General features: G+C 66.7%; 20 protein-coding genes. 7 read left to right on the top strand and 13 right to left on the bottom strand.

The features are described from left to right. On the top strand, positions 1-442 hold a 442-nt coding region (gene orn / locus VMJ11_RS26170), incomplete at its 5' end, for an oligoribonuclease (protein ID WP_325623196.1). A gap of 85 nt (positions 443-527) precedes the next feature. Here the strand turns inward: orn and mog are convergent. Next, entirely contained in the window at positions 528-1,151 is a 624-nt protein-coding gene (mog, locus tag VMJ11_RS26175; protein WP_325623198.1) for a molybdopterin adenylyltransferase, read from the bottom strand. Beyond that, positions 1,138-1,755, bottom strand: coding sequence for a ribosome biogenesis factor YjgA (yjgA, locus tag VMJ11_RS26180; RefSeq protein WP_325623200.1), 618 nt, complete (start codon positions 1,753-1,755; stop codon positions 1,138-1,140). The genes mog and yjgA overlap by 14 nt, the downstream gene beginning before the upstream one ends. Before the next feature lie 269 nt (positions 1,756-2,024). Between yjgA and pmbA the strand changes: the two genes are divergently transcribed. Continuing rightward, the gene (gene pmbA / locus VMJ11_RS26185; protein ID WP_325623202.1) at positions 2,025-3,392 is read left to right on the top strand and encodes a metalloprotease PmbA; all 1,368 of its coding nucleotides are present in this window, start codon (positions 2,025-2,027) and stop codon (positions 3,390-3,392) included. Positions 3,393-3,491: 99 nt separating this feature from the next. On the opposite strand, the gene VMJ11_RS26190 is transcribed toward pmbA, so the two are convergent. The 9 genes from VMJ11_RS26190 to VMJ11_RS26230 all read right to left on the bottom strand — a co-directional run bounded on the left by VMJ11_RS26190 (position 3,492) and on the right by VMJ11_RS26230 (position 12,521). Continuing rightward, positions 3,492-3,989: a dihydrofolate reductase gene (locus tag VMJ11_RS26190; protein ID WP_325623204.1), complete on the bottom strand. Its 498-nt coding sequence runs from the start codon at positions 3,987-3,989 to the stop codon at positions 3,492-3,494. 129 nt (positions 3,990-4,118) lie between these two features. After that, positions 4,119-5,648: a sigma-54 dependent transcriptional regulator gene (locus VMJ11_RS26195; RefSeq protein ID WP_325623206.1), complete on the bottom strand. Its 1,530-nt coding sequence runs from the start codon at positions 5,646-5,648 to the stop codon at positions 4,119-4,121. 34 nt (positions 5,649-5,682) lie between these two features. After that, a complete protein-coding gene (locus tag VMJ11_RS26200) occupies positions 5,683-7,161 on the bottom strand; it encodes a hypothetical protein (RefSeq protein WP_414694475.1) in 1,479 nt (492 codons plus the stop codon). Between the two features lie 166 nt (positions 7,162-7,327). Then, positions 7,328-8,182 (bottom strand): peptidase C39, encoded by an 855-nt coding sequence (locus VMJ11_RS26205; protein WP_325623210.1) that lies wholly within the window; start codon positions 8,180-8,182, stop codon positions 7,328-7,330. A 14-nt stretch (positions 8,183-8,196) separates the two neighbouring features. Then, positions 8,197-8,916: a C39 family peptidase gene (locus VMJ11_RS26210; protein ID WP_414694474.1), complete on the bottom strand. Its 720-nt coding sequence runs from the start codon at positions 8,914-8,916 to the stop codon at positions 8,197-8,199. Between the two features lie 218 nt (positions 8,917-9,134). Further along, complete coding sequence (locus tag VMJ11_RS26215) at positions 9,135-10,718, bottom strand: cell wall anchor protein (protein WP_325623212.1); 1,584 nt, start codon at positions 10,716-10,718, stop codon at positions 9,135-9,137. Between the two features lie 27 nt (positions 10,719-10,745). Continuing rightward, positions 10,746-11,363 carry a hypothetical protein gene (locus tag VMJ11_RS26220; RefSeq protein ID WP_325623214.1) on the bottom strand — a complete coding sequence of 206 codons (618 nt, stop codon included), beginning with the start codon at positions 11,361-11,363 and terminating at the stop codon, positions 10,746-10,748. After that, positions 11,360-11,860, bottom strand: a complete 501-nt coding sequence (locus VMJ11_RS26225; RefSeq protein WP_325623216.1) for a hypothetical protein — start codon at positions 11,858-11,860, stop codon at positions 11,360-11,362. The genes VMJ11_RS26220 and VMJ11_RS26225 overlap by 4 nt, the downstream gene beginning before the upstream one ends. Positions 11,861-11,942: 82 nt before the next feature. Then, positions 11,943-12,521 carry a hypothetical protein gene (locus VMJ11_RS26230; protein WP_325623218.1) on the bottom strand — a complete coding sequence of 193 codons (579 nt, stop codon included), beginning with the start codon at positions 12,519-12,521 and terminating at the stop codon, positions 11,943-11,945. Between the two features lie 544 nt (positions 12,522-13,065). Here VMJ11_RS26230 and VMJ11_RS26235 point away from each other — a divergent pair. Together VMJ11_RS26235 and VMJ11_RS26240 are read left to right on the top strand one after the other, a co-directional pair. Continuing rightward, positions 13,066-14,451 carry a sigma-54 dependent transcriptional regulator gene (locus VMJ11_RS26235; RefSeq protein WP_325623220.1) on the top strand — a complete coding sequence of 462 codons (1,386 nt, stop codon included), beginning with the start codon at positions 13,066-13,068 and terminating at the stop codon, positions 14,449-14,451. A gap of 311 nt (positions 14,452-14,762) precedes the next feature. Beyond that, on the top strand, positions 14,763-15,734 hold the full coding sequence (locus VMJ11_RS26240) for a thymidylate synthase (protein WP_325623221.1): 972 nt from the start codon (positions 14,763-14,765) through the stop codon (positions 15,732-15,734). A gap of 104 nt (positions 15,735-15,838) precedes the next feature. On the opposite strand, the gene VMJ11_RS26245 is transcribed toward VMJ11_RS26240, so the two are convergent. Next, positions 15,839-18,331 (bottom strand): DUF6600 domain-containing protein, encoded by a 2,493-nt coding sequence (locus tag VMJ11_RS26245; RefSeq protein WP_325623224.1) that lies wholly within the window; start codon positions 18,329-18,331, stop codon positions 15,839-15,841. Between the two features lie 392 nt (positions 18,332-18,723). Next, complete coding sequence (locus VMJ11_RS26250; RefSeq protein ID WP_325623225.1) at positions 18,724-19,437, bottom strand: helix-turn-helix transcriptional regulator; 714 nt, start codon at positions 19,435-19,437, stop codon at positions 18,724-18,726. A gap of 256 nt (positions 19,438-19,693) precedes the next feature. Here VMJ11_RS26250 and VMJ11_RS26255 point away from each other — a divergent pair, with 256 nt between their 5' ends. The 3 genes from VMJ11_RS26255 to VMJ11_RS26265 all read left to right on the top strand — a co-directional run bounded on the left by VMJ11_RS26255 (position 19,694) and on the right by VMJ11_RS26265 (position 21,632). Next, positions 19,694-19,840: a hypothetical protein gene (locus VMJ11_RS26255; protein WP_325623227.1), complete on the top strand. Its 147-nt coding sequence runs from the start codon at positions 19,694-19,696 to the stop codon at positions 19,838-19,840. A gap of 121 nt (positions 19,841-19,961) precedes the next feature. Then, complete coding sequence (locus VMJ11_RS26260; protein ID WP_325623228.1) at positions 19,962-20,996, top strand: GlxA family transcriptional regulator; 1,035 nt, start codon at positions 19,962-19,964, stop codon at positions 20,994-20,996. 132 nt (positions 20,997-21,128) lie between these two features. Beyond that, positions 21,129-21,632: an acyl-CoA thioesterase gene (locus tag VMJ11_RS26265; RefSeq protein ID WP_325623248.1), complete on the top strand. Its 504-nt coding sequence runs from the start codon at positions 21,129-21,131 to the stop codon at positions 21,630-21,632. Positions 21,633-21,694: the final 62 nt, after the last annotated feature.

The raw sequence follows: 21,694 nt of genomic DNA on the forward strand, positions 1-21,694 counted from the left end.
GGCGGTGCTCGATCGCATGGACGAATGGAACCGCAACACGCACGGCCGCTCGGGCCTGACCGAGCGCGTGCGCGCCTCGACCGTCACCGAAGAGAGCGCCACGGAGCAGATTCTCGCGTTCCTCTCGCAGTACGTGCCGCCGGGTAAGTCGCCGATGTGCGGCAACTCGATCTGCCAGGACCGCCGCTTCATGGCGCGCTGGATGCCCACGCTCGAGCGCTTTTTCCATTACCGCAATCTCGACGTGAGCACGCTCAAGGAACTCTGCCGCCGTTGGCAGCCGGCCATTTACAAGGGCTTCCAGAAGCGCGCGATGCATACGGCGCTCGCCGACATCCACGAATCGATCGACGAACTCAAGTACTACCGCCAGCACTTCCTGATTCCGGGCTCGGGCGTGACGCCGGATATGGCGTCGGGCGAGGCTGGTCCGGCGCTTTGATTGGCCCTAATCCGCTGTGGCTGCTGAAGGGTTCGCGGCGGCGGCGCCATGCCGGCGCCGCGCTGCAGGATCATGGAAGCTGAATTTACGCGCGCGGCACCCGCTGCGCGCTCTTTGGCCGGAACGCCGCTACGACGTTCGGATCGGTTTCGATATACGGGCCGCCGATCAGGTCGATGCAATACGGCACCGCAGCAAAAATGCCCGGCACTTTCACCGCGCCCTGATCGTCGCGCAAGCCTTCCAGCGTTTCCTTGATCGACTTCGGCTGCCCCGGCAGGTTGATGATGAGCGCGGCGTGGTCGTCGGTTTCGCGGATCACGGCGACCTGGCGCGACAGAATGGCCGTCGGCACGAAATGCAGGCTGATCTGGCGCATCTGCTCGCCAAAACCCGGCATCTCCTTCGTCGCCACCGCGAGCGTCGCCTCGGGCGTCACGTCGCGGCGGGCGGGGCCGGTGCCGCCCGTCGTCAGCACGAGATCGCAGCCAAGGCCGTCCACGAGCGCCGTGAGCGTGGCGGAGATCGTCGCCGCGTCGTCGTGGATCAGGCGCTTTTCGGCGCGCCACGGGGTTTTGAGCGCGCTGCCGAGCCACGCCATCAGCGAGGGAATGCCCTTGTCCTCGTACACGCCGCTCGTGGCGCGGTCGCTGACCGACACGAGGCCGATCACGAGTTCGTCGGGGTGGCTTCGCTCAGGCTTCGTCATCGTCGTGGTCCTCGGCCTCGCCCGTGAGGTGCGCAGCGTCTGCCTCGTTTTCCTCGCTGCGGCCGCTCATGGTCTTGATCCACTGGAACAGCTCGCGGAAGTACTTGGGCGGGCGGCCCTGCTCCTGCTCGCGGCGCGCGTTGCGAATGAGCGTGCGGCCTTCCTGCGCATCGGCGCCCGGATGCTGGCGGATGAACTCGGTGAGCGCGGCGTCGTTGGCAAGCAGCTTCTCGCGCGTGCGCTCGATCCAGTGCAGGCGCGCCGTGGCGGCCTTGTTCACGCCGCGGTGCTCTTCGAGCGCGGTGCGCAGCGCGGCGACTTCGTCTTCCCTCAGGCCGCGCATCATCCGGCCCACGTACTGGAGCTGGCGGCGCTTGCCTTCGTGGTCGGTGATGCGGCGCGCCTCGTGCACGGCGTCTGCCACGTCCTCGGTCATCGGCATGCGCTTGAGCGCGTCTTTCGGCAGCTCCACGAGCGCCGCGCCGAGTTCCTGCAGCGCCTCCATTTCGCGTTTGAGCTGCGATTTGCTCGGGCGATCGTAGCCGTTGTCGTCCTGTTCGGCGACGGCGTCGTTCATCGGTTGAATGCGGGTTTTGCGTTTCATGGGGCGTATTGTAGCGTGCGGCGGTACACGCAACGGGCCGGCCGCTCGCGCCGACCGAGCGCGAGCGACGCGCAGCCATTGCGCGCGTGATGCGCGTTCGCATACCTTGCTATGATCGCGGGATGCGCTTTCGCGAACGCTGCGCGTTCCGAAGCATCCACAATGTAAGCGTGTGGCAACAGCGGTGACACCGGCGGTCGCACCCGAGCGGCCACCAGCGAACCACGACACCAGCGGGCCGCACGGCCCAGAACCGGACCGTAACGACAATGGCAGACATCGAAGCCCGGCAGCGTTTTTTCCCGCACACCCAGGACGAACTGAAGGAGATCGCCTCCGATATCCTGCGGCACGCCAAGGCGCTCGGCGCGAGCGACGCGGCGACCGAGATCTCCGAAGGCGACGGCTTGTCCGTCTCGGTGCGCCGAGGCGAGGTCGAGACGATCGAGCACAACCGCGACAAGATGGTCGGCGTGACCGTCTATATCGGCAACAAGCGCGGCAACGCGAGCACCTCGGACTTCTCGCCGCAGGCGCTCAAGGACACGGTGGCGGCCGCGTACAACATCGCGCGCTTCACCGCCGACGACGACTGCGCGGGTCTCGCCGAGCGCGAACTGCTCGAGAGTGCGCCGCGCGATCTCGACCTCTACCACCCGTGGAATCTCTCGGCCGACGAGGCCGTGGAAATCGCGCGCCGCGCCGAGGACGCCGCATTCGATACCGACTCGCGCGTGAAGAACTCCGAAGGCGCGAGCGTCTCGGCGCAGCATTCGCAGTTCGTGCTCGCCACCTCGGGCGGCTTCCTGCACGGCTATCCGTACTCGCGCCACTACATTTCGTGCGCGCCCATTGCGGGCGAAGGCCGCAACATGCAGCGCGACGACTGGTACACGTCGCGCCGCAGCGCGGCGGAGCTCGCGTCGCCGGAAGCGGTCGGGCGCTACGCGGCCGAGCGCGCGCTTTCGCGCCTGAACGCGCGCAGCCTCGACACGCGCAAGGTGCCGGTGCTGTTCGAGGCGCCGCTCGCCGCGGGCCTGCTCGGTGCGTTCGTGCAGGCCGTGAGCGGCGGGGCGCTGTATCGCAAGACGTCGTTTCTCGTCGACAGCCTCGGCAAGCCCGTATTCGCGCCGCATATCCAGATCGTCGAGGACCCGCACGTGCCGCGCGCGGCCGGCAGCGCGCCGTTCGACGAAGAGGGCGTGCGCACGCAGCGCCGCTCGGTGGTGAAGGACGGCGTCGTGCAGGGCTATTTCCTCTCGTCGTACTCGGCGCGCAAGCTCGGCATGCAGACCACGGGCAACGCGGGCGGCTCGCACAACCTCCATCTGCAAAGCTCGCTCACGAATCCGGAAGACGACTTCGAAGAGATGCTCAGGAAGCTCGGCACGGGCTTGCTGATCACTGAACTGATGGGCCAGGGCGTGAACTTCGTGACGGGCGACTACTCGCGCGGTGCTTCGGGATTCTGGGTGGAGAACGGCAAGATCCAGTACCCAGTGGAAGAGATCACGGTGGCCTCCACGCTCCAGGAAATGTTCCACCACATCGTCGCGGTGGGCTCGGATACGCTTGCGCGCGGCACGCGCCAGACCGGCTCGGTGCTGATCGAGCGCATGACGGTGGCGGGGCAGTAGGCGTCTTTACCTGCATTTGCAGCGCTTGAAAGCAAAACGGCACGCCAAGGCGTGCCGTTTTGCTTTTTGCCTGGCGGGCGGCAGCTTCCGCCCGCGGTATCAATCGCGTCTCACGTAGCGCACGAACGCGAAGTCGAAGTCGTTGGGCTCGCTCGCATGCAGCGTTTCGCGCGATGTCTCGCGCCACACGGCGAGGTCGGGCGCGGGGAAAGTGGCGTCGCCTTCGAAGTCGGCGGCGATTTCCGTCACCACGAGTTCATGCGCGAGCCCGAGCCCTTCGGCATAGAGCTGCGCGCCGCCGATCAGGAACGCGGTGGGCGCCTCGTCCTGCGCGGCAAGTGCGAGCGCCTCGTCGAGGCTCGTGGCCGTGTCGCAGCCGGGAAAGCGCCGCGCGGCGTCGCGCGTGACGACGATGTTCCGGCGGCCCGGCAGGGCGCGGCCGATCGACTCGTGCGTCTTGCGGCCCATGATGATGGGCGCGCCCATGGTGGTGCGCTTGAAGAACGCGAGGTCTTCGGGGAGCCGCCAGGGCAGCGCGTTGTCGCGGCCGATCACGCCGTTGCGGGCGCGGGCGACGATGAGGGTGAGCGTCGTCATCGGTTGGGTAGAGGGGCGAAGTGGTAAGCCGTTCGCCGCGATTCTACCTGAGCGCGCCAGCCGGCCCGGCGCGCTCGCTCATTGGCGTGTCGTGTCGTGCCGTGCGGTGTCGTGCGACTCGCTGCCGCCCTATGCATTGGCATTGGGCGGCGGCTCCGCCTGGTTGTCCGCTTCGCCGCCGAACAGGGTTTTCTCGTCGCGCAGGCCGTGCGTACCCATCAACCGGTACAGCGTCACGCGCGAAATGCCGAGGTCGGTCGCGGCCTCAGTGAGCCGGTGCCGATGGCGCAGCAGCGCGGTCTCGATCGCGCGGCGCTCTGCCGCCTCGCGTGCCTGCGCGAGCGTGACCGTCTGCTGCGCGGTGCAATGCGCGAGATCGAGATCCTCCGCCGAGATCAGCTTGCTCTCTGCCATCACAATCGCGCGGCGCACGCGGTTGATGAGCTCGCGCACGTTGCCCGGCCAGTTGTAGCTGTACATCGCCTCGATGGCGCCGGGCGTGAAGCCGCGAATCCTGCGCGCGCTGTCCATCTTGAACTTGTGCAGTACGTGGTGCGCGAGGATCTCGATGTCCTTGCCGCGCGCGCGCAGCGGCGGCTCGTCCACGCGCAGCACGCACAGGCGATGAAAGAGGTCGGCGCGAAAGCGTCCATCACGCATCGCTGCTTCGAGGTCGACGTGGGTGGCCGAGATGATGCGCACGTCCACGGGAATCTGTTCGCGACCGCCGAGCCGCTCGATCTTGCCCTCCTGCAGGAAGCGCAGCAGGCTCGCCTGGCTTTCCATCGGCAGGTCGCCGATTTCGTCGAGAAAGAGCGTGCCGCCGTTAGCCGATTCGACACGCCCGATCTTGCGCTGGTTCGCGCCCGTGAACGCGCCGCGCTCGTAACCAAATAGTTCGGATTGCAGAAGATGATGCGGGATCGCGCCGCAGTTGATCGGCACGAACGGGGCCTTGCGGCGCGACGAGCGCTCGTGGATCGCGAGCGCGGTGAGTTCCTTGCCGGTGCCCGATTCGCCCGAGATGAACACGCTGGCGTCGGTATTGGCGACCTTGCGGATCGTGCGAAAGAGCTGTTGCATCGCCTCGCAGGTGCCCACCATCTCGTCTTCTTCCTGGGCCGCGGCGTCGGCGCCCGGCGCGTCGAGATCGCACAGCGAGACCATGCCGTATGCGTGGCCCACGAGATAGTCGAGTGTCGCGTGCGCAACCGGCACGTGCACGTAGTCGAAGCAGTAGTGGCGAATCATCCGGCGCACTTCGGCGTCGGCGATGCGCGCGTCGTCGGTGAGCGCAATCCATCCCACCTGCTGCAGGCGCAGGATCGCCTCGAGCCCCGCGAAGTCGCGCGGCGCGAAGCCCGTGAGGTCGAGAATGCCGGCATAGGACGCGTCCGGCTTCACGAGCCGCGATGCTTCGTGCGCCGTGCGGGCCGTCACGAGCTCCCAGCCGCGGCTCCTCAAATAAGCGCCGAGCAGCGGGTCCGGCGTGCGCGCGACATACAGCAACGTGCGCTCGAGCTGCGCGGCCGGCTTCGCGTCACGCGTGCCGCCGGGGTCGGGCGCGTCGCCTTGCAGCGCCGCGCCGCCGGGATGCGGCGGCCCTGTCACGGCGAGCCGCTGTCCTGCTCCGGCGAGCGGTGTCACGGTGGCGCTCATATGTGAGGATTCGCGCACGATCGACCTCATGTCATCAGAAGGTATAGGGGAAGCGCACGCCGACGACGAAGTTCGGCGCGTCGGGCGTGAGCCCGACGGAAACCGCGCCATTGATCGTCAGGTGCTTGTTGACCACGTGATTCAAGCCGAAGTTGAGCACCGAGGCGGTCGTCTCGCTGCCCGGCACGTTGGTCCACGAGCCGCCGGGCGCCTTGGTCTTCGACTGCGGCTCGATCGCCATGGTGTACGAGATGCTCGCCGAATCCTTGTCGGAGAAGGCGAGCGCGACACCGCCGCCGAACTGGATGATGTCGCCGAGCTTCACATCGGCCGGCTCGGTCTGGCCGACCACCGAGGAGATGTCGGCGAACGAGCGCGAGATGTTGTACGTGTACGAGAGGCTGCCGAACAGCACCACCGGGTCGTAGGTCTTCAGTATCGAGAGACCGGCCGTCACGTTCCAGAAGCCCGTGCCCGTGGGCAGCTTGCTGGGCGCGACGAGGTTGGTGTTGTCGGGTGTGACCTCCTGCACCTTGATGCCGAACGGCGAGCTGCCGGTCGGCGTCTTTACGCGCAGGCTGCCGACCACGTCGGGCAGGCTGTTGGTTTCCTTCAGGAACTGGTAGTACACCCCGAAGTTCACGTCGCCGATGTCGTTCGAATTGACCGACGCATCCGAAAGCGTGCTGGCCGAGCCGCCTGCTCCGCCCACGATGAAGTTGCTGTGCCGGTAGATATACGGCACGTCGACGTCCACGCTCATGCGGTCGGTCACGCCGTAGCGCGTGTCCAGATCGGCCTGGATCTGGTGAGACTTGGTCTGCCCCAGATTGATGTTGCCGAGGAAGATCGCATCGAGCGCGAGAAAGCCCGAGAGCTGCAACTGGCGGCGATCGTAATAGGTGTCGCTGATGCCCCAGTCCAGCGTGAGCTTGTGGTCGAAGAGCGGTGCGTGCTCCTTCTGCACGACCGCTTCTTCGGCCTCCGTGCGCATGGGCTCGGCGCTCTTTTGCGTCTCGCCTACCGTCGGATTGGCGTTCGGGTTGACGCCCACGGGCGTGCCCTGCTGCGGGCCGCTCGCGGCCGACGTGCCGGTCGAGCCGTTGGTCTGCCCGGCGTCGGGCGAGGGCGGGTTCACCGGCACGCCCGTAGCCGTGCCAGTGAGGGCGCCCGGCGCCGTCGCGCCCGGCAGCGCCTGGGCGAGCGGCGGCAACGGCACGGGCAAGCCGTCGGCGCCGGGTTGCTCGGCGACCGTTGCGTCCGATGCCGCGTCGGGCGCGCCCGCGCCCGGCATGCCGCGGCCGCGTTGCGCCATTTCGAGGTTCGTCACCTGGCGCTCGAGTGACTGAATCTGTCGCTGCTGCTCGTCGACCACCCGCATGAGCGTATTGAGGCGGTCTTCGATCGACTGGCTTTGTAGCGCTTGCGCGTAGGCGGATTGCGAGAGCGCGAACATGATGACTGCTGCTGGAATGGCGGCCAGCGCCACATGTGGCGCGGCTGCCCTTGACATCGTCTTCATTCTTCTTCCCCCGGGATCGAATGCGGGCGCCTGGCGGAACCCCCTGGTTCCGCGCCCGCGCACGTCGATGCTCCTCCTTCCAACTGCTGCTTCTCGTGCGGGACCGTTGCCCGCGTGGTGTTCTCCTTGGTGATGCGTCTCGTTATGAGCCCCTCGGTTAATGGAGATTGCGCAGAGCCTGTAATACGCCGGTCTGTCGGATCATTTGCGCCGTCATCTGCTGTGTCTGCAGACTCAGTTGCAACTGGTTGGCGACCTGCTGGTTATTGCCTGCGATCTGGAGCAACTGGGCGATGGCGCCAGCCTGCTGCGCGTTGCCCGGCACGATGTTTTGCGTGGCGAGGCCCGCCGGTGTTTGCAGCGTTACGTTGACGCCGTTACCGCCGAACGAGATGGCCGCCTTTATGCTGCCGTTCGCGTTCGAAGCAGACGCGCTCGGCTGATTGCTCCCGCCTTGCAGACCGGCGATCTGCGAGCCGTTGTTGTTGCTGTTGTTGTAGGAGATGGTTGCGGCGTTGGCTCCCGAATTGCCGCTGCCGGCCACCTGGGTGATCTGCGAAACGCCGTTGACCGACACGTTCTGGCCGCCGGTGGCCGACGCGTTCTGGCTGGCGCCGCTCTTCGCGCCGGTGGTGCCGCCCTGTGTCGGGTCGATCACGGTCGCGTAGGTCTTCACTTGCGCGCTCATCTGATTGGCCGCATTCTGGGCGACCGCGAGCGTGCCTTGCGCGACTGCCGTCGCGCCGTTGGGCAATTGCCACTGAGAAAGCAGGTTCAGAACGAACCCGGAAATCATGTCGCTGCCGGCATATTTGCCGGTCTGATGCGCGAGCACGTCGTCGCCGACGGCTTCGCAGCGAATACCCTGCGCTTGCCCGTCGGCATTCGAGAGAAACGCCGGCACCGGCTGCGGAGCACCGATGCTTTCGGCCGCTGGCGCACCGCTCGAAAAAGCGCAGGCGAGCGCGGAGACGGCTACCGCGATGCCACACTGTGAGAGGTTGCGTTTCATGATTCTTTCGGACTTCAGAACATGACGGCCTTATCGAGGCCGTATTCGAAGAAGGGGGTCGCGGCCGTGCCGTTGAGCAAGGCACTTTCGCGCAGCTTGAGCGCGAGCGACTCGTTGTTCTGCAACAGCGGAGAGTCCTCCAGGAACGGTTTGCCGAGCACGGCGAAGACGAGGCCGTTCCATGTCTTCGCAAAATCGTCCTCGGCGACGATACGGTTGCCGAGTGCGGGGTCTGCGATGAAGATGCGGCCATTTTCGGCGTGCTTGACGATCACGAAGTGCTCGTAGCCATCGATGTTCATGAGCACCAGCACGGGGATCTGCAGGTGGTAGAGCGCGTCGGTGTTGACGCGAAAACCGCGCCCGCGCAAGCCGATCGTCTCGACGAACTTCTTCATGTCGAGCATGGAGAAGCCGTTCTTGACGACCACTTCAGGCGTGGAGAACACCATCATGCGGCGGATCAGCTCCGGTTCAGGGATGTCGATGCCATAGCCATACTTCAGCAGCGTGGCGAGCGCGGCGGCGCCGCAGCTGTAGTCGTATTGCTGGTTGACGATGCTGCGATAGCGAAGGTCCCGCATCGAGTGGATCGGAAGCTTCACCGGCACGCCGACGAGGTGGGTCGCATCGAGTGTCGACTGCGCACGCACGGGCACGAGGCTCGCGCTGGCGACTAGCGCCAGCGCGAGCGCGCACATCCTTGACGCCGGGGACGATACGGACCCGGACATGGTGGTCTCCTGTCGACCAGAGTCGGCGTGCTGGCTGGGGCTGGTGCCTGAGCGCCTGCTCCAGTCCCATCGCGCGTTCCTGGTCCCGTGGAAGCTGGATTGCTGCTTCTGGTTCACGCGCCGGCTGCGGTGGGACAGCCGGCGCGTGGTGCTGCCTGACTTGCTGCCTGGGTGACTAACCGGATTGCGCCCAGTTCCTGCAGTGTTGCGAGCCGTGGCTAGTGGCCGTTGTTGACCGCGGCAATGGCCATGCCGTTGTGCTGCAGGTTGCCGATGCCGCCGGCGATGTTCACGCCGATGTTGCCTTGCGCGCCGGTGAGCGTGTTGGCGCCGAGGCTAGCCGTCCCCTGGAACTGGCCGGTCGCGCTCATGTTCGCGTTTTGCACGTTGTTGTCTGTCGCGAGCATGGCTACCGTCGCTGCCGAACCCGGCGTTGCCGTCGTCACGGAACCGGCGAGGCTGTTGTTTTGCGCGTTGCCGATACCGGATGCGACGTTCACACCGACGTTCCCCGACACGCCCGCAAGCGAGCCGTCACCAACCGACGCGTTCAGATTGAAGTTCTTCACGTTCGCGCGACCGCTGGACGCCTGCGTGTTATAGATCTGCGCGTTGCCGAAGACGTCGCCCATGTCGACGGAAGCGAGCGCGACATCGTTGCTTTGTGCGTTGTTGATGCCTTCCGCGATGTTCACGCCGAGGTTGCCCGTCACACCGGTGGCGGCGCCGTTGCCCGTGTTGGCGTCGAGCGTGCCTGCCTGCTGCGTGTTGATGTGATCCGTGATCGAGCCTGTGGTGCGCTCGTCGACGGTGTTCAACGTGTCGTTCACGCTATAGCCCCAGCCGCTGCTCGAGCTCGAGCTTCTCGAGGAGGAGTGGCTATGCGAGTCCGAGCTGGTGCTCGAGGTGCTGTACGTATGCCCGTACATACTCGACGAGCTCTTCGACTTGCTGCTCGAACCGTTCACGTTGGCCGAGAGCGCGGCGCTGGCCGTGCCGTCGGCATAGGAGGTATTGGCGTTCGTCGAGCTGTTGCTCGTGTTCTTGTTGTTCATGTTCGACCATGTCGAGCCGGTCTGCGTCGAGTCGCTGTTGTTGTGTGCATTGGTCGACGTATGCGACGTGCCTTCCGAGCCGCTGGCCGTGAGACCGGCCGAGCCGTTGCGGAAGTTGCCGCTGTGCGACCACGATGCATCGACCGTGAACCCGCCACTGCCGTTCTGCGACTTCGTCGACGTGTTGTTGCCGGTGCTGCTGTACGTCTTGGTGTTGCCCTTGCTGCCCGTATCGCTGGACATGCTGGACGTCGTCGAGTTGCTCGTGCCGCCGCTGTCCGTGCTCACGTGATAGTCGCCGCTCACGCTCGCGTTCAGGCTCTTGCCGAAGCTCGAGTTGCTCGATGAGCTCTTCGTGGTCGACGCGCTCACGCTATGCGTCTTCGACGAGCTGCTCGACGAGGACGACATGCTCGACGAACTCGAGTTCGAGTACTTGTAGAACGAGTTGCTGCCGGTGCCCGACACGCTCCAGTTGGTATTGTTGAACGTCGTGGTCACCTTGCCGCTCTCGTAGCTCTGTGCCTGGGCAAGGAGCGTGCCGCCGCCGGCGGTCTGGTTGTTGTTGATGACAGCGCCGGCGGTGCTCGAGACGGAGACGCAGCCGAACAGCAGGACAAAGCCTTCGATACCGACGCCTTCGGTCACGCTTGCAGAGCTGAACAGATACGCCATATTCGATGGAACTGCGTAAGCGGAACCTGCCGCCGACGCAAGAACTGCCGCTGCGATGAGGGTGCGCTTCATGATTTCGCTCCGATGCTGAGTGGTCAGTTAAAAAAGAGTGCCCGCCGGGGGACGGAGCACAAAACTGTTTGCCGTAGCATTACCGGCGCCGGCCGTCTGGTTCACCTGCACGAGGCCCGTTGCATTCCTGAATGCCGCATTGTCGATGCGTACCTCACGAATGCCCCCTGCCTGGGCCAATTGAGCCTGATGGCCGTTCGAGGCAGCTGCCGCGGACAGTTCTCCGTCCGTGACCGCCACCACGCCAATCGCACCATTGCCGATGAGGGCAGTGTTGCTCTGGACATTACCCACGCCCGCCGACTGATTCACCATCATTGCGCCGGTCGTGTTTGCAAAAGCGCCTGCACCGATCGTCACGCTCGCGTCTTTCACGCGCGCCGTGACGGTGGCGAGCTGTTCATCGCCATTCACGTTGATCGCCACATTGCTGTTCGTGATCATCAGCTGGTTGGACTGCGCGTTGTCGACACCCGCCGTTTCGTTCACCGTGAGCGCGCCTGTCGTCGAGGTGGCGGCGCTCGGGGCGATGATCGAGGTCGCACCCACTGTGACCTGCGCGTGCGCGGCGCCGGCAAAGGCGAGTGCGGCGGCGCAGGCGAGCGCCTTGGGGGAAGTGCGCAACGTCTGGATCAAACGGCTCATTTCATGCCTCCCATTGCGCCGCTGAGCGGGGCGAGCGCGCCCGTGATCGTCGAGGAAATCGTGCCGCCGATGCCGCCGCCCACGCCGGCAGTGGCGCTGGGGCCCGCGGCCGTGTTGGCGCCGGTCGCGTTGCCGGTGAGCATGCGCGTGATCGCCTGTACGCCCGCGGACTGCGCGCTCAAGGCGCCGTTGGCGTTTACGCCGCTCGAGCCGCGCGCGTTGGTGAGGTCTGTGTCGGAGACGAGCGTCGCGATTGCCGGATCGAAACTGTTTGCCGGAAACGTCGTGGCGCGCACGAGCACCGGGTCCTGGTTCTTCGGTACGTCGGCGAAGGCGCTGCGGGGGGTGATGTCGCGCTCGACGATCACGTCGCCGGGGTTGGCGACCTGCTGGGCGGTCACGTCCGCCGTGACGCCGGCCGCCAGGACGCCGCAAAGGACGGCTGCGGCCTGGACGGAACGCCGGCTCGCGCCGAACGTCGTGTTGCGTGCTGCCATTTCGGTCTCCTTGCCGGGCGCGGCGCTCAGGCGCCGCGCACCGGACACCGCGCCGCATGCGGCGCGGGGTGCTATCTCATCGTTACTTTCTGGTGTAGCTGGCTACGTTGCCCTGCGCGTTCTGCGTCGCGTCGACGGGGATCGGCAGCGGCGCCGGCGGCGCGATTTCGTCCCACAGCGTCACGCTGTTGTTGCCGCGCATCAGTTGGGGCGTGGCGGCCACCATCACCATGCCGACCGCGCCGCCGCGTTGGCGCGAAAGCGTCTGGTCGTCGAGCGTGCCGATGCCCGCGAAGACGACGTCGTCGCCGGAGGCGACCGGGTCGGCGGCGAGGCGGGCGCTGTCAGCCGTGGCGCTCGTGCTGTTCGCGGCGTTGCTGTCGTTGGCGGCGCTCGTGCCGCTCGTGGCGTTGCTGTCGTCGGTGGCCGCCGCGCTCACGTTGAGCGTGGCCGGGACGAGCGCCGAAGGTGTTGCAGGAACGACATCCGGAGCGGCAATTGCGACGCTGGCAACGGCGACTTGCGCGGCCGGCGCTTCGTCCGTCGTCTGGGCGCGCACGGTGGGTGCGAGAACGAGGAGCACGGCGGGCACGAGCATGGCCGCACACGCGCTGCCGTACCCGATGACACTGCGCCGGACCTGCTGGGTGATGAGTCGCATGGCGTATCTCCTGGTGCATGACATTTAGCGAAACATGTGCCATCGCCCGCAATCCGTTGATACGCTTCGAGCCGCGCTATTTTCTGCAGTTTTTGAATGGCGGATTTTCGCCAAAATGTTTCAGCGCTGAAACGTGAGGCCGTTTAAACCCGTCGGCAATGCCAGAAAGTTTCAAAGGAGAACGTTTGCGCGTTGGGTGTTGGAGTATTCAGAGAATGGAAACATCAGCAATTATTTCTACGCTGACAAAATACCCGGAAGCAGTGGAAACATTTCCATCGGACCCTAATCCATTCCATCTGCATAAAATCTATCCAATTGCCACGAGGCTATAGTAAGCTTCAGAAAAAGCCGTCATGCCAAAAAGAAATGCCCGCTGATGGGCACGTTGACACACACGCCATAACTCGGGGACTCACTGTCAGCAAAAGCATGTGCGTTCGCGTTTTACGTGGCTCGCGAAAGCCGCTTTTTGCTGCGTGTCTGTACATTCAGGTGCGTGCCGTCATTCCGAAACGACAGTGTTGGCAAGAGGATCTGAATAATGGAACCTGCAACGCGGCAATTGGTGTACGTGACGCGCAATCCGGTCCAGGCGTTGAACGAGCGGTTCCACGAGCGTGGCTGGCAGGTGGAGATCGTCGGCAATGCACGGGACGCGCGGCGGGCGCTGCGCACGGGTACGCCAGCGGGCGGTTTGCTCGATCTTTCCAGCGAATTTCACCTTCACGAAATCGGCTCGTTCGAGCCGTGCCTCACGTTGCCTAACGTGGGCTGGGTTGCCGCGACCACGACCGGTCAACTGCAGGACGCAACGCTGCGCCGGCTCGTGCGTGATTACTGTTTCGATTACGTAACGGTGCCCTGGAACGGCGACCGGATCGTCGATTCGGTGGGGCATGCATACGGCATGGTCTCGCTCGGCGAGGTCGCCTCGAACGACACCACGGGCGGCACCGAAGGCGAAATGGTCGGCTCGTGCGAGGCAATGCTGGCGCTGTTCCGCTCGATCCGCAAGGTCGCCATGACCGATGCGCCGGTGTTCATCTCGGGCGAATCGGGCACCGGCAAGGAACTCACGGCAGTGGCGATCCATGAGCGCTCGTCGCGCCGCAACGCGCCTTTCGTGCCGATCAACTGCGGCGCGATTCCGCCGCACCTGCTGCAATCCGAGCTGTTCGGCTATGAGCGCGGCGCGTTCACGGGCGCGAACCAGCGCAAGATCGGACGTGTCGAATCGGCCAACGGCGGCACGCTCTTTCTCGACGAAATCGGCGACCTGCCGATGGAAAGCCAGGCGAGCCTGCTGCGCTTCCTGCAGGAGGGCAAGATCGAGCGCCTTGGCGGCCATCAGTCGATCCCCGTGGACGTGCGCATCATCTCGGCCACCCATGTGGATATGCGCGCCGCCATGGTGGAGGGGCGTTTCCGCCAGGATCTGTATCACCGTCTGTGCGTGCTGCAAATCGACGAGCCGCCGCTGCGCGCGCGTGGCAAGGACATCGAGTTGCTCGCGCGGCATATGCTCGAGCGCTTCAAGAAGGACGGCAGCCGGCGCCTGCGCGGCTTCTCGCCCGACGCGATCGCGGCCCTGCACAATTACAGCTGGCCCGGCAACGTGCGCGAGCTCATCAACCGCGTGCGGCGCGCGATCGTCATGTCGGAGGGGCGCGCGATCACGGCGCGCGATCTCGAACTCGGCGACTACGTCGAGGTGGTGCCGGTCTCGCTCGCCCAGGCGCGCGAAGCCGCCGAGCGCCAGGCCATCGAACTCGCGCTGCTGCGCCATCGCGGGCGTCTCGGCGACGCCGCCCAGGAACTCGGCATCTCGCGCGTGACCCTGTACCGGCTGCTTTGCGCGCACGGCATGCGCCATATGGAAAGCGAGCCGCTCGCGCCGCATCCGGGCGGGCTCGCTTCGGGCGGCTGACCGGGTGGCTGACGGTGTTGTGTGGGTGTGTGGGCGGCCGTTGCGCTCGCGCTTGGTTCACTCACTGGCTGCCTGGCGTGATGCGGCGTGGCGTTCGCCGAGCCGATTCCATGCGGCTTTCTGCCGCCTCGACCGCGACCTTTCTCCTGGGCTCCTCATAGCCTGTGCGGCGGGCGTTACAGCCTTGACCCCGATTCGGGGCGGCGACATGCTTTTGGCGTGGCCAACCCGCGTCGCGCGCGCCTGGTAAAATCCCCCTTTTCCATCCTGAATCCGAACCGGGCGCCACGTGCCCGACGAGGGAACCGCGCATGAAACAGTATCTCGAGCTCGTCCGCTCGATTCTCGACACCGGCACCTGGCAGGAAAACCGCACCGGCATTCGCACCATCAGCCAGCCCGGCGCAATGTTGCGCTTCGACCTGCAGGAAGGGTTTCCCGCCGTGACGACGAAGAAGCTGGCGTTCAAGTCGGCGGTGGGCGAGCTGATCGGGTTTTTGCGCGCATCGCGCAGCGCAGCGGATTTCCGCGCGCTCGGCTGCAAGGTCTGGGACGCCAACGCGAACGATAACGCCGAGTGGCTCGCCAATCCGTACCGTCAGGGAACGGACGACCTGGGCGACGTGTACGGCGTGCAGTGGCGGCGCTGGCCGGCCTACAAGGTGCTCGACGCCGATGCCGCCGCGCAGCTCGCCGATGCGCAGTCGCGCGGCTATGCGCAAGTAGCGCAGTTCAGCGAAGGCGGCCGCCCCAAAGTGCTCCTCTACAAGGCGGTCGACCAGCTGCGCCAGTGTCTCGACACGATCATGCAGAACCCCGCCGACCGACGGATTTTGTTTCATGGCTGGAACCCCGCGGTGCTGGAAGAAATCGCGCTGCCGGCTTGCCACCTGCTGTACCAGTTCCTGCCGAATCCGGTAAAGCGCGAGATCTCGCTTTGCCTCTATATCCGCAGCAACGACGTGGGCCTCGGCACGCCCTTCAACCTGACCGAGGGCGCGGTGCTGCTGCATCTCGTGGGCCGGCTGACGGGTTATACGCCGCGCTGGTTCACGTATTTCATCGGCGACGCGCACATCTACGAGAACCAGCTCGACATGCTCAACGAGCAATTGCGCCGGGAGCCCTACGCGAGTCCGCGCCTCGCCATCTCGGAGCGCGTGCCCGAGTACGCGAAGACGGGCGTCTACGAGCCGGAATGGCTCGACAAGGTCGAGCCGTCCGACTTCTCGCTCGTCGACTACCGGCATCACGAGCCGCTCACCGCGCCCATGGCGGTGTGATCCGGCGAGGTCCGGCAACGTTCGGCTGAATGCCGGTGTGAAGCCGCGATAAGAAAAACCCGCGAACGGTGACGTTCGCGGGTTTTTTCATGGGCGCGTGGCGATCAGCTGCGGTGGTGATCGTCGTGACTGCCGCTGCTTGCGCGCTCCTGCGGGTGCGGTGCGGGCTGCGGATGTGGCTCAGCCTGCGGGTGGGCCTCCGCGCGCGGCTGCGGCTGCGGTTGCGGATGGAACTCCGGACGCGCCTGCGCTTGAGCCTGCGGGTGGGCCTCCGCGCGCGGCTGCGGCTGCGGGCGGAACTCCGGACGCGGCTGCGCTTGAGCCTGTGGGTGGAACTCCGCACGCGGCTGCGGCTGGGCTTGCGGGTGGACTTCCGCGCGCTGCTGCGGCTGAGGTTGCGCCTGTGAATGGGATTCGGGGCGCGCATCGGGCCGTGACGACGGCCGGGTCTCGGCTTGCTGCGGCATCTGCGGGGCGTGTTGCGCCGCGCCCGGTTCGGGCGTTCGCGGCTGCGGCTGCGCGCGCGCCATGTCGTGCGGCTCCTGCATGGCGAGCGCGGGTGGCTTGCCTGCCTCGTTGCCGCCCGGTTGGCTACGCTCTTGGCTACCCGGCTGGCCGCGCATCGCCATCGGCGCGTGCGGCTGCGTCCAGGCCGGCTGATGGGCTTCGCCGTGCTGGCCGTTCATCGCGTTCGAACCCGGCTGGCCCACTGCCGGCATTGCGCCTTCCGTCCGGCCGGCTACCTGAGGCGGGCGCCGCACGCCATGTTCCTCTGCGACGGCGGCGGGCACGCCGGCCTGGCCGTGCTGCATGGCGTTGGCGGCCGGCGCGCCAGGATTGGGGGCGCCGAACGCGCCTGGCCGCCCCAGCTGCGCCTGCGGGAGGCCCGGCCTGCCAGTCGCGCCGAGCACCGGCGAATGCGGCGGCACGACGCGCACGTTCTGCGCGGGCCAAGCGCCATGCGAGGCCGGGGAGAACGGCGAGAAGGAAGCATGCGCTGGCGCCGAGACGCGCACCACAGGCGCGCCCGCGCCCGGCACGGTGCCCCCGGCATGGGCGAAACGCTGCGCGAGGCTGTCGTGAAATGCGGGGGGCGCGACCGGAGCGCGCGTAGCCACGACCTGGCGTTGATTGAGCGCAGCCGGCGGCCGGTAGTCGGCACGCCGCAGGTTGGGAGCGAAGCTGTCCTTGACCGGCGCGATGCCGGGCGTGCCCGACTCGATGCGCGCGTTGCGCCATTGCTGCGGATCCACGCGCTGCGCGAAGCGTGAAACCGGCTGACCATGGACGAACGCCGTGGCCGGCACCGCCGTCACCGCACCCGGCACGCGGTAATTCACGTAGGTGTTGTGAACGTTGATGTTTGTGATGTTGCCGTCACGCCGATAGTTGTTGACGACGACGGTCTCGTTGACGCGATCGTAGTAATGCGGACTCCAGCCGCCCCAGCGCGGGTGCCACGGCTCGCCGGGCCCGAGTGCGAACCAGGCGACGCCCGCGGCCGCGACGCCGCCAACGGCGAGGTTTACGCCCCAGTCCGCGCCAGCATCTGCGCCGCCGACGAACGCGACCAGCGCCGGCGCATACACGGGCGGCGCGCTCTCGACGAGCGGACCCGGCACCCACGCCCACGAGCCGTCGACATTGGCCCAGCGGCCATAGTGGTAGGGCGCGAAGCCCCACGGCGCGTCGTCGACCCAGGTCCAGCCCCACGGGGCCTGCCAGACCCAGTGCCCATCGTGATACGGCGCCCAGCCCGTGGGCACCGAGTTTGGCACCCAGACTTCGCCGTACTGCGGGTCGCTGCGCCAGGTGCCGTTGTTGTCGAGATCCTGATAACCGGGGATGTCGCGCGAAACGTAGCGCGCGGAGACCGACCGGTCCTCGGCGGCGTCGCGCGCGAGCGCCCACTGGTCGAAGGCGTCCAGCGGCGGCGCTACGTTGCCCGCTACCTGCTGCAGGTCGGTGCCGGCGAAGCGGACCTGCTGGCCGGCCGTCATCGGCATCTGGCCGTTCTCGCCATACACGGTCACGCTGCCGCTGCGCACCGTGACGGTCGTGGTGCTGCCGTCGGGCGCGACGTCCACGCGATAGTCGCCGGGGCTCGTCACGCCGAGCGCGAGGTTCGGGGTGTCGATCTCGTACGAGCCACTGGCCGGAAGTTCGCGCACACGCGTCGAGAGCGTGCCTTGCGCGACCTTCAACTGCGCGCTCTGATCGTCGAGGTTGAGGACGTCGAGACTCGTCTGCGCGCCGAGGCGCACAGCCGTCGAGCCGATATGCAGTTCGGAGCGCGAGTTGGCGTCGTTCCAGAGCTGGTCGCCGGTCGTGAGCGGACGGTTGAGCTGCGCGTAGGACCAGTCGCTCGCGCCGGCCGGCTCGGTGGTCACGGCGCCGGCCATGTAGTCGAGACGCGCGACGCGTGCGGGCGGATCGGCGCTCGCGGCGGCGGGGGCGGGCGAGGCGTCGGGCGGCGCGGCCTGTGCGAAGGCCGTGGGCGCGATGCCGGCATTGAGCGCGGCGAGCGCAGCGAGAGCAAATAGCGTGCGGCGGGAGGCGCGGCTGAATTGTGTGATTGTAGGCGTGGGCGTTGTCATGTTCGTTCTCCTGTCGATGGCACCAGGTCGTGCCGACCGGAGTTGTCGTGCTGAAGCACTGCCCCCGGTCCCATAGCGCTTATGCCATCCCATGCAGGGCGGTCGATGGTACCTGGCGAATCGACCGGAGTCAGCGCATCAGCAATGACTCCCGTCCCATAGCGCCTCGTCCCATCCCGTGCCGGGCAGGGGCGTCGGCGTGATTCAGGCCCCATGAAAGGCACTGTATCTGCCGTGCCTGTTTCCAGGCGCGCGGATTTGTTATGGCTTATGCACCAGATGTAACAGAACGTGTGAACGCGGGCGAGACAAGCTAGCTTTCCCGCTTCTGTGCGCCTGATCAGGAGATTTCGTCGGCTATTTGTCAGCTGACTGCGCCGCCGATCCGCATATCAAGTGCCCACGAGCGCGTCGAATTCGCGTTGTCCTTTGGGCGTGATGCGTAGGACGCGCGGGCGGCTCGTCCGCTCGATCCAGCCGATATCGGTCCACGAGCCGAGCAGCGCCGCGCCGAGCGCCCCGCCCAGATGCGGCCTACGTTCGCTCCAGTCGAGGCAGGTGCAGGCGAAGCGCCGACGCCGCGTGCGCAGCGCCGCGACGTCGACACCCCAGTCCGCGAGGCGCGCCGTGCCCTCCGGTGTGGCGTCGAGAGCGTCGCCATCGCGCATGAGCAGGCCGCCCTCCACGAGACGCTCGAACACCTGGACGGCCACTTCGCCTGCCATGTGGTCGTAGCACGTGCGCGCGTGGCGCATGTCGAGCGGCACGGTGCGCACCGGCTGTGGCGCGTGGCGCTGCGGCGCGGCGGCGTTCGCGACGTTCATGAGCGCCTCGATCACGGTGGCGATTTCGGGCGTCGCGATGCGGTAGTAGCGGTGGCGGCCACGTACGTCGAGGGCGAGCAGGCCGCCGTCGGTCAGTCGTGCGAGGTGGCCGCTTGCCGCCGAGGGCGAGAGGCCCGCGATCATCGTGAGTTCGCCGGCCGGCCGCGCGCTGCCATCCATGAGCGCCCAGAGCATCGCGGCGCGGCCGGGATCGGCGAGCAGGGCGGCCACGCGCGCAAGTCCGGGGAAGTGGCTCGATTCGTCGCTGGCGGGGAGGTTCATGGCGGTTCCTTGACTTCGTGCGATGGCGGCTGCGGCGCGCATGCGAAACCATGCCGCGAGCCCACGTCGTTACTCTAGCGAACTCACGCATTCGACGTTTCAGTCTGCGATGAAATATCGGTTGCAGCCATGCAGCCATGCAGCGCGGCGCCTGCGACGGTGCGAAATGCGGCGCGCAGGAGCGCCGCGCTAGAATGGCCTCCTCCACCCAAATCCGCGCAAGTTCGCGCAAATCCACGCAAATGGCTTTCCCGTCATGAAACGCTTTCTGGCTCTTTTCGCTATCGCTGCGCTCGTGTCCTTGTTGGCGGCCTGCGCACAAGGCGGCTCCACCCCGTTGGGCGGCGCGAGCAGCATCACGATGTACGGCACGATCGACGAGGGCATCACGGTTCACAAGTGATCGGAACGTTGCCCCACGGCATCTGGCCGACCGGCTGGCAGGAATTGAAGCAGGTTTGACCTGACTGCCAAATGCGCGCATGCGATCATGCGAGCATCCCGTTTGCATCGATATCGCCGCCATGCCGCCTCAACCGCACAATGCGTCCAATGCCGCCGCCGCACGCCACGTCGTATTCGCCGTCGCGCCCGATCTCGTGCTGCTCGACGCCTGCGGTCCCGTCGAGGCGTTCTGGCGCGCAGAGCTGGCGATGCGCGCTGCCCGCGGGCCGACGCACGGCGAGCCCTGCGCCTATCGCACGACGCTCGCCTCGGTGGCCGGCGGCGTGCTGCCGACTTTCGCGGGCATGCCCGTCGTCACCGAGCGGCTCGACACGCTCGATCCAGCCACGATCGACACGCTGATCGTGCCCGGCGTCCCCATCGACGACGCCACCATCCTGCAATCCGAGCTCGTCGCGTGGATCGCGGCGGCCGCGCCTCACGCGCGGCGTGTCGCGTCGGTCTGCACGGGCGCGTTCTATCTCGCCGCGGCGGGCCTGCTGGATGGCCGCCGCGCCGCCACGCACTGGCGCAATGCCGCGCAGCTCGCGCGGCGCTTCGCGCGTGTCGAGGTCGATCCTGAGCCGATCTTCATTCGCGACGAGCGCGACGGCCGCGTGGTGTGGACTTCGGCGGGCGTGTCCGCGGGCATCGATCTCGCGCTCGCGTTGATCGAAGAGGACTGCGGTCACGCGGTCGCCATGCAGGCGGCGCGGCGCCTCGTCGTGTTCATGAAGCGGCCGGGCGGCCAGTCGCAGTTCAGCGAGGCGCTCGCAGCGCAGGACTCGGCGGGCGGCGCTTTCGACGCGCTGCACGGCTGGATCGCCGCGAACCTGCACGTCGAACTGAGCGTCGAGCGGCTCGCCGAGGAGGCGCGCATGAGCCCGCGCACCTTCGCGCGCCGCTATGTCGAGGCGGTGGGCCGCACGCCGGCGCGCACGGTCTCGGCGATGCGCGTGGAGGCCGCCGCGCACGCGCTCGTGCAGTCTCGCCGTCCGCTCAAGCGCATTGCGGCCGACTGCGGCTTCGGCAACGAGCAAAACATGCGGCGCGCGTTCGAGCGTCGTTACGGCGTGCTGCCGCTCGATTACCGGGCGCGCTTCGCGGCGAGCTGAAGCGGCGGCGCGCGCGGGCCATGCTGCACGCCGCAGAACGCTCTGCGCCTGCCTTATTGCCCTCGTATAATCGACGCCTCCTTACCCCACAATTCGAGCCGCCCTCGCGGAATCGCCATGAGCAAAGCCGACATGAAGACGCCCACCCAGCCGCTGGACCGTTCGGAAACGACGTTCCGGTTCCTCGCCGAGCCGACGTCGGTGAATTTCGGCGGCAAAGTGCACGGCGGTGCGCTGATGAAGTGGATCGACGAAACCGCCTATGCGTGCGCGGCGGTCTGGTCGGGCCGCTACTGCGTGACCGTGAGCGTGGGCAACATCCGCTTCCGGCGGCCGATTCTGGTCGGCAACATGGTCGAGCTGCGCGCGCGCGTGGTGGCCACGGGCCGCACCTCGATGCACATCCACATCACCGTGCACGCGGGCGACCCGAAGAGCGGCCAACTGCGCCTCACCACCGACTGCCTGATCGTGTTCGTGGCCGTCGACGAGAACGGCAACCCGATCCCCGTGCCGGAGTTCGTGCCGGAAACGGAAGAGCAGAAGCGCCTCGCGAAATACGCGCTCGACGTGAAAGATGCGCTCGACGCGATCGTCGAGCTCAAGCCCGAGGAAGTGGCCAAGGGCGAAATCTGAGCGGCGAGATAAAGACGGGCGGCGAGGGGGAAAGCCTCGCCGCCCGTTTTCGTTTGCGACGT

Source organism: Paraburkholderia sp. (assembly GCF_035501035.1).
In the GTDB taxonomy this organism is placed as follows: Bacteria; Pseudomonadota; Gammaproteobacteria; order Burkholderiales; family Burkholderiaceae; genus Paraburkholderia.

What these genes read in the sequence shown, in the direction of transcription:
- VMJ11_RS26220 (WP_325623214.1), bottom strand. Translation starts at nt 11,363, where the DNA reads ATGAGCCGTTTGATCCAGACGTTGCGCACTTCCCCCAAGGCGCTCGCC.
- VMJ11_RS26255 (WP_325623227.1), top strand. Translation starts at nt 19,694, where the DNA reads ATGAAACGCTTTCTGGCTCTTTTCGCTATCGCTGCGCTCGTGTCCTTG.
- mog (WP_325623198.1), bottom strand. Translation starts at nt 1,151, where the DNA reads ATGACGAAGCCTGAGCGAAGCCACCCCGACGAACTCGTGATCGGCCTC.
- VMJ11_RS26240 (WP_325623221.1), top strand. Translation starts at nt 14,763, where the DNA reads ATGAAACAGTATCTCGAGCTCGTCCGCTCGATTCTCGACACCGGCACC.
- VMJ11_RS26190 (WP_325623204.1), bottom strand. Translation starts at nt 3,989, where the DNA reads ATGACGACGCTCACCCTCATCGTCGCCCGCGCCCGCAACGGCGTGATC.
- VMJ11_RS26235 (WP_325623220.1), top strand. Translation starts at nt 13,066, where the DNA reads ATGGAACCTGCAACGCGGCAATTGGTGTACGTGACGCGCAATCCGGTC.
- VMJ11_RS26245 (WP_325623224.1), bottom strand. Translation starts at nt 18,331, where the DNA reads ATGACAACGCCCACGCCTACAATCACACAATTCAGCCGCGCCTCCCGC.
- pmbA (WP_325623202.1), top strand. Translation starts at nt 2,025, where the DNA reads ATGGCAGACATCGAAGCCCGGCAGCGTTTTTTCCCGCACACCCAGGAC.
- VMJ11_RS26260 (WP_325623228.1), top strand. Translation starts at nt 19,962, where the DNA reads ATGCCGCCTCAACCGCACAATGCGTCCAATGCCGCCGCCGCACGCCAC.
- VMJ11_RS26195 (WP_325623206.1), bottom strand. Translation starts at nt 5,648, where the DNA reads ATGAGCGCCACCGTGACACCGCTCGCCGGAGCAGGACAGCGGCTCGCC.
- VMJ11_RS26230 (WP_325623218.1), bottom strand. Translation starts at nt 12,521, where the DNA reads ATGCGACTCATCACCCAGCAGGTCCGGCGCAGTGTCATCGGGTACGGC.
- VMJ11_RS26200 (WP_414694475.1), bottom strand. Translation starts at nt 7,161, where the DNA reads ATGTCAAGGGCAGCCGCGCCACATGTGGCGCTGGCCGCCATTCCAGCA.
- VMJ11_RS26215 (WP_325623212.1), bottom strand. Translation starts at nt 10,718, where the DNA reads ATGAAGCGCACCCTCATCGCAGCGGCAGTTCTTGCGTCGGCGGCAGGT.
- VMJ11_RS26265 (WP_325623248.1), top strand. Translation starts at nt 21,129, where the DNA reads ATGAAGACGCCCACCCAGCCGCTGGACCGTTCGGAAACGACGTTCCGG.
- VMJ11_RS26210 (WP_414694474.1), bottom strand. Translation starts at nt 8,916, where the DNA reads ATGTCCGGGTCCGTATCGTCCCCGGCGTCAAGGATGTGCGCGCTCGCG.
- VMJ11_RS26225 (WP_325623216.1), bottom strand. Translation starts at nt 11,860, where the DNA reads ATGGCAGCACGCAACACGACGTTCGGCGCGAGCCGGCGTTCCGTCCAG.
- VMJ11_RS26250 (WP_325623225.1), bottom strand. Translation starts at nt 19,437, where the DNA reads ATGAACCTCCCCGCCAGCGACGAATCGAGCCACTTCCCCGGACTTGCG.
- yjgA (WP_325623200.1), bottom strand. Translation starts at nt 1,755, where the DNA reads ATGAAACGCAAAACCCGCATTCAACCGATGAACGACGCCGTCGCCGAA.
- VMJ11_RS26205 (WP_325623210.1), bottom strand. Translation starts at nt 8,182, where the DNA reads ATGAAACGCAACCTCTCACAGTGTGGCATCGCGGTAGCCGTCTCCGCG.